The organism is Paracoccus halophilus, from assembly GCF_000763905.1.
Lineage (GTDB): Bacteria > Pseudomonadota > Alphaproteobacteria > Rhodobacterales > Rhodobacteraceae > Paracoccus > Paracoccus halophilus.
On the sequence record NZ_JRKN01000062.1, the window covers coordinates 1 to 6123 of the forward strand.

General features: G+C 65.3%; 6 protein-coding genes and 1 pseudogene. 4 read left to right on the top strand and 3 right to left on the bottom strand.

Going from position 1 to position 6123, the window contains the following annotated elements; all coding sequences use genetic code 11:
* Positions 1-357 precede the first annotated feature (357 nt).
* Positions 358-1245, bottom strand: a complete 888-nt coding sequence (locus tag IT41_RS18705; protein WP_052081793.1) for a DNA-methyltransferase — start codon at positions 1243-1245, stop codon at positions 358-360.
* Positions 1246-1509: 264 nt separating this feature from the next.
* Here IT41_RS18705 and IT41_RS18710 point away from each other — a divergent pair, with 264 nt between their 5' ends.
* Complete coding sequence (locus tag IT41_RS18710; protein ID WP_036744205.1) at positions 1510-1791, top strand: hypothetical protein; 282 nt, start codon at positions 1510-1512, stop codon at positions 1789-1791.
* Between the two features lie 590 nt (positions 1792-2381).
* Here IT41_RS18710 and IT41_RS21085 read toward each other — a convergent pair.
* Positions 2382-2510, bottom strand: a complete 129-nt coding sequence (locus IT41_RS21085; RefSeq protein WP_231564838.1) for a hypothetical protein — start codon at positions 2508-2510, stop codon at positions 2382-2384.
* Between the two features lie 169 nt (positions 2511-2679).
* On the opposite strand from IT41_RS21085, the gene IT41_RS18715 reads away from it, so the two are divergent.
* From IT41_RS18715 to IT41_RS18725, 3 genes are all read left to right on the top strand, one after another.
* Complete coding sequence (locus IT41_RS18715) at positions 2680-3195, top strand: alpha/beta hydrolase family protein (RefSeq protein WP_139221792.1); 516 nt, start codon at positions 2680-2682, stop codon at positions 3193-3195.
* A gap of 157 nt (positions 3196-3352) precedes the next feature.
* Positions 3353-4405 (top strand): hypothetical protein, encoded by a 1053-nt coding sequence (locus tag IT41_RS18720; protein ID WP_074948232.1) that lies wholly within the window; start codon positions 3353-3355, stop codon positions 4403-4405.
* A 189-nt stretch (positions 4406-4594) separates the two neighbouring features.
* On the top strand, positions 4595-6061 hold the full coding sequence (locus IT41_RS18725) for an ATP-binding protein (RefSeq protein WP_052081794.1): 1467 nt from the start codon (positions 4595-4597) through the stop codon (positions 6059-6061).
* Here the strand turns inward: IT41_RS18725 and IT41_RS21090 are convergent.
* Positions 6027-6123, bottom strand: a pseudogene (locus IT41_RS21090) (IS5/IS1182 family transposase); the annotation flags it as partial. The gene IT41_RS18725 and the pseudogene IT41_RS21090 sit on opposite strands and share 35 nt — an antisense overlap.

Consider the following 6123-nt stretch of genomic DNA (forward strand, 5'->3'; position numbering starts at 1 on the left):
CTCAGAGGCCGCAAAGAAAAAGAGAAAGGAGACCCCTGCATTGACCACAACATGACCGCCGAGACATAAACAAGGGGGGGTCAGTTCTCGGTGAAAATACCGGGTCAATTCTCAGCGGAAATCAACACTCGCCTATCTGAGCGCGCTTTTATCCCTGTTCCTTCAGCTGGTCGCAGCGATCCTTTGGCAGGAAAATCCCCGAATCCCAGCTATAGTCGCGGCCTGAAAGGTTGTTCGGGCCGGGCTCAGTGGATAGTCATTTGAGATTGTGGCTGGGCATCTCGCCGCCATTTGCGAGATGCTCCACCGGCAGGATGTTCGCGGCGGCGGATCGCACCTCCGCCGCCAGATTTCCGTTCACGCCCTTTCGACTTCCGCGATTCTTCTGCGGGCTGTTTCGGCATAGGTCTCATCGATCTCGATGCCGATTCCGCGCCAGCCGAGCTGTCTGGCGGCGACGAGGGTTGTGCCGGACCCGGCGAAGGGGTCGAGCACCAGACCGCCAGACTTGCCGTGCAGCTTCAGGCAGCGGCGCGGCAGCTCAAGCGGGAATATGGCCGGATGGCCATGCTTGCCCTTTGCTCCGCAGATCGGCTCATAGGGAATGAACCAGCTATTGCCGCCGCAGCGTCGGTCCGCAGTCGCGTGGTACCAGCGGCCGAGATTCGATTTGTCCTGATAGGGCACGCCGATCGCCAGCCGATCGATCGGCACCCGGCCGGTTCTGCTGAGATGATAGATCTGTTCGTTCGTCCGGTTCAGAAGCCTGTCGCTGTTGATCGGGAGGAACTGGCCGGAGGTCTCGCCGCGGATTTCGATCGATTTGACCCAGGTGACGTCGTTCTGGCGAGTGAAGTGGGGCCGGAACAGACGGATGACATCATCGGCCAGCCACGGGTCCTTCGCGGATGTGCCGAGATTGAGGAACACGGCTCCATCCTCGCGCAGAAGACGCGCGAACTCTGTCGCATGCTCGGCCATCCAGGTCAGGTAGTCGGCACGCGGCAGGTTGTCGTTACAGGTGCCACATTTCACCCCGACATTATACGGCGGGCTGGTCACGATGGCATCGACGCTGGCATCCGGCAGGCTGCGCATGACGGTGAGGCTGTCGCCATGGATGATTGTCTGGGACGGTGCGCCTGCAGGTTGCGGCGCGATGTCGTCGCCGTAGCGCGGTTCAGACAGCACGGGCGGCGCCGGGATTGGCGCAGCGGAAGTCAGGTTCTGGGAGATCATCGTCATCTGTCGGCCTCATGTTGGTTTTTCTTGCCGACACCAATTATAGGGGGCAACTCGCGCCGCGAAACAAGCGTGTTGGCGTAATCCACAGGTATCGAACCGGTCTGATCTGCGGAGCCATCATGAAGGATTTCTGCTGAACCCGACTTGGATTTGGCCGTCCGATCCCGTCATCCATTTCCCTGTGGATTGCGGCGACAAGCTTGTGGCGCGGGGCGGGATCGGGCCTAATATGTGGGTCGGTCAACATGCAGAGGAGCCGACGAGATGAGCATTTCCCCCGAGACGATTGACCTGCTGCGCGGCGAGTTTCGGGCGCTGCCGCCCAAACGCCGCGCCGCATTGACGGCGCGGGACGCGGTCGTGGCGCTGGCGCCCGAGATCCGGGCGACGCGGGCGGCGGGCTATTCCCTGGCGGATATCGCCGGGCAGCTGGGCAGCCGCGGGGTGGCGATCAGCGCCAGCACGCCCGAGGCAGCTATCTGCGGTCGACCCGCGCGGGAGGCCGGCAAACAGAAAGGTCGCGGCAAGCGCCGGACGGAGGGTTGAGCCCTGACTGGATGCCGATCGGCATCGCAAGCGCCATCCGTGAATGTGGGGGATCATGGCTCCGATCCCTGCGGTCGTCGGCCGATGATCCGGACGATCAAGGCGTCGGTCGGCTTTTATCCCGCCTGCCAAACGGACCGCGCCCAAGCCTCGGGCGGGGTCCGTTTTCCGTTTCGGGTAAAAACTTATCCGCGTGATTTCAGGAGGATCAGACATTCGCCGTCGCCGCGGCCGAGCCTGCGGCCCTGCATCGCGCGCAGCTCGGAGCGCGGGCAATCAGCGTCGATCGCAACTGCCCGATCATATCGGCCGGGATTTTATCCGGCGCGATAATATGGGGCGACCCTGATCGGGGAGGTTTATCGGGCAGGCAAGGGAGAAGGCCTCATTGCTGAAGGAAAGCCGCTGGAATTTGTAATGTGATCTGTCCGGCAAGGTCTGGCCATAACTCCAGGATGATCCCTTCCTGACCGTAAGAACGTCTGATCCAACTCGGCAATCCATGGAGGGACTGGGTTTCCTGTCCACGACGGAAGGCCCATTGCCGACAGGGTGGGTCGCCTTCATCGCAAAGACAACCTTCTGCCAGATCAGTTGTCCTCCTCGAGGTTCAGGGCGGTCATGAGCAGACGCCGGATCATTTCGGGGCGGGTCGGCAGGTCGGGCTCCTCGCGGCGGCGGTCGTCTATGGCCTCGATCATCTCGCGGGGGAGTCGCAAGTTTATGGATTCCGTATCGACTCTTGGTCGACCGATTTTCTTTTTTTCAGACATGACACCACTTTCGTGTTTGACTTTGTTGTTTTATGGTGTCATTATTTGCAAGCGAAGGCAAGGATCCTACCCCTCACCCTCGCTCTGACCACAACGATCTAAGACGGAGATCACCATGGCTGTTTTCACGCCTACCACGCCCCATGGGGCGACTGAAGTCCTGCCTCTCGCCGCTCTCTATGCCAGCCCGGTTCTCGCGTTGTTCGAGCAGCTGAACGATGCGCTCGCGCATTATGTCGCGGCCGAGCGCGACCTGCGCGAGGTCGATTGCTGGGACCCGGCCTTTCGCCCCTGGCTGACCGATTCCGAGGAGGCGCATGCCGATCTCATGCAAGTCCTGGCCGAACTGCGCGACGCAGATGCGTATCATCCCGATGATGCCTTGCTGCTGCAGATGGGTGAGGCCGCCTGGGCGGTTCCGAGCGCCGAGACCGGCGCGGAGTGTCGCCGGGGCGTCCTGCAACTCCAGCACGGCCTGCGGCTCTGCGGCCTGACCCGGCATGGTTTCGGCAGCCGCATCCCCGGGCTGATCGGCCAGGCCGATCGGCATCTGCACGCGCTGATCCTGCTCGATCTGCAGGGCTGGGACGCGGCATGCGAACCCGCCGGCGCGCGCGGGCTCTGGATCTGAGCCGCGCCTGACCGGGCGGCGATCCGCCGAAGATCGCGCATCCCCCATCCCCGAGACATCGCCAGCCGGGCTGCCGGCTGGCCCCGCATGCGCCACGCCGTTCTGTCACGACCGGCGGATGCGCCCGCATGCCCATCCTTCTCGCAGGAGAGCTGCCATGAATACGCCTGTCCCGAACCTCCAGCCGAGCTTTGCCCAGAGCCGGGCGAACCACACCGCAGAGCACGCCCCTTATCCCGGTCGCATCCAGCCGCAATGGCAGGCGGCGGCCAGGCGCAAGGGTTTCCGCATCACCGCCCGCATCCGCGACCGCTATCACCTGGCGCTCTGCTGCGAGACTTGCGGCGAGAGTCACGCCAGCCGAATCTACACGCTGATGAGCGCGCGGCCGCAATGCCCCGCCTGCCAGTTGGCGCGGCTTGAGGCCGAGGCCCGGGCCGCCGGGCTGACCCATCTGCAGCGCGATCCGGATCATCGGCATTACAGCCATTACCGCTCAAGCTGCGGCCATGTCATCCGCCGCCAGCACGAGATCGTCCGCCGGGTGGCATCGGACGCGACCGGGTTGCGCTGCGAGACCTGTCATGCCGCGCGTGAGGCAAGCGAGGCGCGGGCGCGGGGCTGGATCCTGCTCGGCCCCGATCCCGAGGGCGATCCGAACTACCGTCTCTATCACCATGGCTGCGGGCATGTGCAGCGGGTGGCGCGGGCCAATCTGCAGACGGGCCGGTTCGACTGTGCCACTTGCGGTCCGGGCTGGGCAGCGGCGCCGAGCTATCTCTATGCGATGGGATTTACGCTGGAGAACGGGCGCGCGCTGGTCAAACTGGGCTATGCGCGCGATCCCGAGAGCCGGCTGGTCCATCAGCTGCTGATCGACCGCCGCATGCCGGCAGCGATCCTGCGCCTGGTGCCGCTCGCCAGCGGTCACGCGGCGATCGGCATCGAGAAGCGCCTGCATGCAAAGCTGCTGCGGACCCATCCCGAGGCGGTGGTCGATCCGGCCAGCTATGCGGGAAAGATCCGCGTCCGCTCCGAGATCTATGATTCCAGCCTGACGCCGGTGGTCATGGCGCTGCTCGACGCTGTGGAAGCGGATGGCGGCACGGATCGGGCTGCGGATGGCGGCACGGATCATGGCGCAGAGTGCAACGCAGATGGCAAGGCGGACTGTCCTGCTGCCCCCAGCCAGGACGGCCATCGCATCTGATTTCAGATCGCCTGGCAGATCCTGATGCGGATCGCATGGCCATCGCGATCCGCATCCCCGAACGCACCGCGATCGGCAGCCGGCAGCAGGCTGCCATCTGCTCCCGCAAGCGCAATCCGTCTCCAGCGGGCGCCCCCCGAGGGCGCGGTCGCAAACACATGTCACCCTCATTCTTGAAGGGGTTTTCTCATGAACGCTCAGGATAATCTCATCCCCGCATGGCGCGCTTACGCCGATCAGGTCATCCACAGGCTGCTGGCGCATCGCCGTGATCGCGCCCTGGCAGCAAACCCGCTTTCGGCGCTCGGCGGCAGCGATGCCGATCCCGATGATCCGGGTAACGCAGCTCGCTCCGCCGCCGCCAGCGCGGAGCTACCCGCCGCGGCCCCGGCCGCCGGCGAAGCGATCACGTCCGTAAGTGCGGCGCCTGCGCAGAATCCCCGCCCGCCCGAGGCCCTGCCGCCGCGCGATCTCTCGCTGGCGATCCGGCTGGCGGCCACGCTGGGAGGCGAGGCCGCCTGCGCGCCGGGGGCGATCACCGTGATCCAAGGTCTGACGCCCGAGGAGCTGGAACCGGCCAGTCGTATCATCACCGGGGCCTTCCTGCCGCCCGGCATCGAGGCGCAGAGCGATCCCCGGCGCGTGACGCGCGGCACTGACAAGACACTGATCCTGCTCGCCCCCGAGATCCGCAGCGGCTCCGACGATCGCGGCGCCCGGCGGCAGTTCCCGATGACCATCGAGGAGGCGCTGAACCACGGCCTGCCGCTGCTCCTGCTGCTGCCCGATACCGGCCTGCTGCCCGAGGCGCTGCACGAACTCGCCAGTCTCCTGCGCCTCGCGCCGCTGTCACGCGCGGTGCTGATCACGCATCTGGCCCATAGCCATGGCCTCTTGCCTGGTGACGAACAGGCGATCCATGCCGCCCTGCCACCTGATCGGCTGCTGGCCGGGCTTACCTCCACCGCATTCCTGCTGGCCCTGCGCGCACCGGAGGCGCAGGACGTGGTCGCGCGTCTGACCCGGCTGACCACCCCGGCGGTGACTGACGGCCCGCGGCTCGAGACCATGCGCGGCGGCAGCCTGGCACTCAGCACCGCCCGCCGCCTGGTGGTCGACCTGCAGAACTGGCAGGCCGGCTGGGTCACCTGGAACGAGCTGTCGCGCTCGCTGCTGCTCTATGGCCCGCCCGGCACCGGCAAGACGCATCTCGCCCGCGCCATGGGCAATTCCGCCGGCATCGCCCTGGTGACGGGCTCGTTCGCCGAATGGCAGGCGGCCGGTCACCTGGGCGATATGTTGCGGGCGATGCGCGCGAGTTTCACCGAGGCGCGCCGTCAGGCCCCGGCGATCCTGTTCATCGACGAGATCGACGCGGTCGGCTCGCGCGAGGACGGCGACCGGCATGGCAGCAGTTACCGCCGACAGGTGATCAACGGATTCCTGGCCGAGATGGACATGATCGCCCGCGAGCCGGGCGTGATCGTCGTCGGCGCCTGCAACGACCCGTCGCGCATCGACCCGGCGATCCTGCGCCCCGGACGGTTCGATCTGAAAGTCGCGGTTCCACTGCCGGATACCTCCATGATTCAGAGCCAGATTCAAAACGAGATGAATGATTTCAATCTGTTGCGATTGCCCTGGTCATGCGCCTGATATGTGCGATGAGAACCCATGCCTCTGCGCTCTCGATGGATTTCTCCCAATCCTTTGCCAGC

Coding starts and splice junctions, on each gene's coding strand:
- IT41_RS18710 (WP_036744205.1), top strand. CDS start 1,510: ATGAGCATTTCCCCCGAGACGATTGACCTGCTGCGCGGCGAGTTTCGG.
- IT41_RS18725 (WP_052081794.1), top strand. CDS start 4,595: ATGAACGCTCAGGATAATCTCATCCCCGCATGGCGCGCTTACGCCGAT.
- IT41_RS18715 (WP_139221792.1), top strand. CDS start 2,680: ATGGCTGTTTTCACGCCTACCACGCCCCATGGGGCGACTGAAGTCCTG.
- IT41_RS18720 (WP_074948232.1), top strand. CDS start 3,353: ATGAATACGCCTGTCCCGAACCTCCAGCCGAGCTTTGCCCAGAGCCGG.
- IT41_RS18705 (WP_052081793.1), bottom strand. CDS start 1,245: ATGACGATGATCTCCCAGAACCTGACTTCCGCTGCGCCAATCCCGGCG.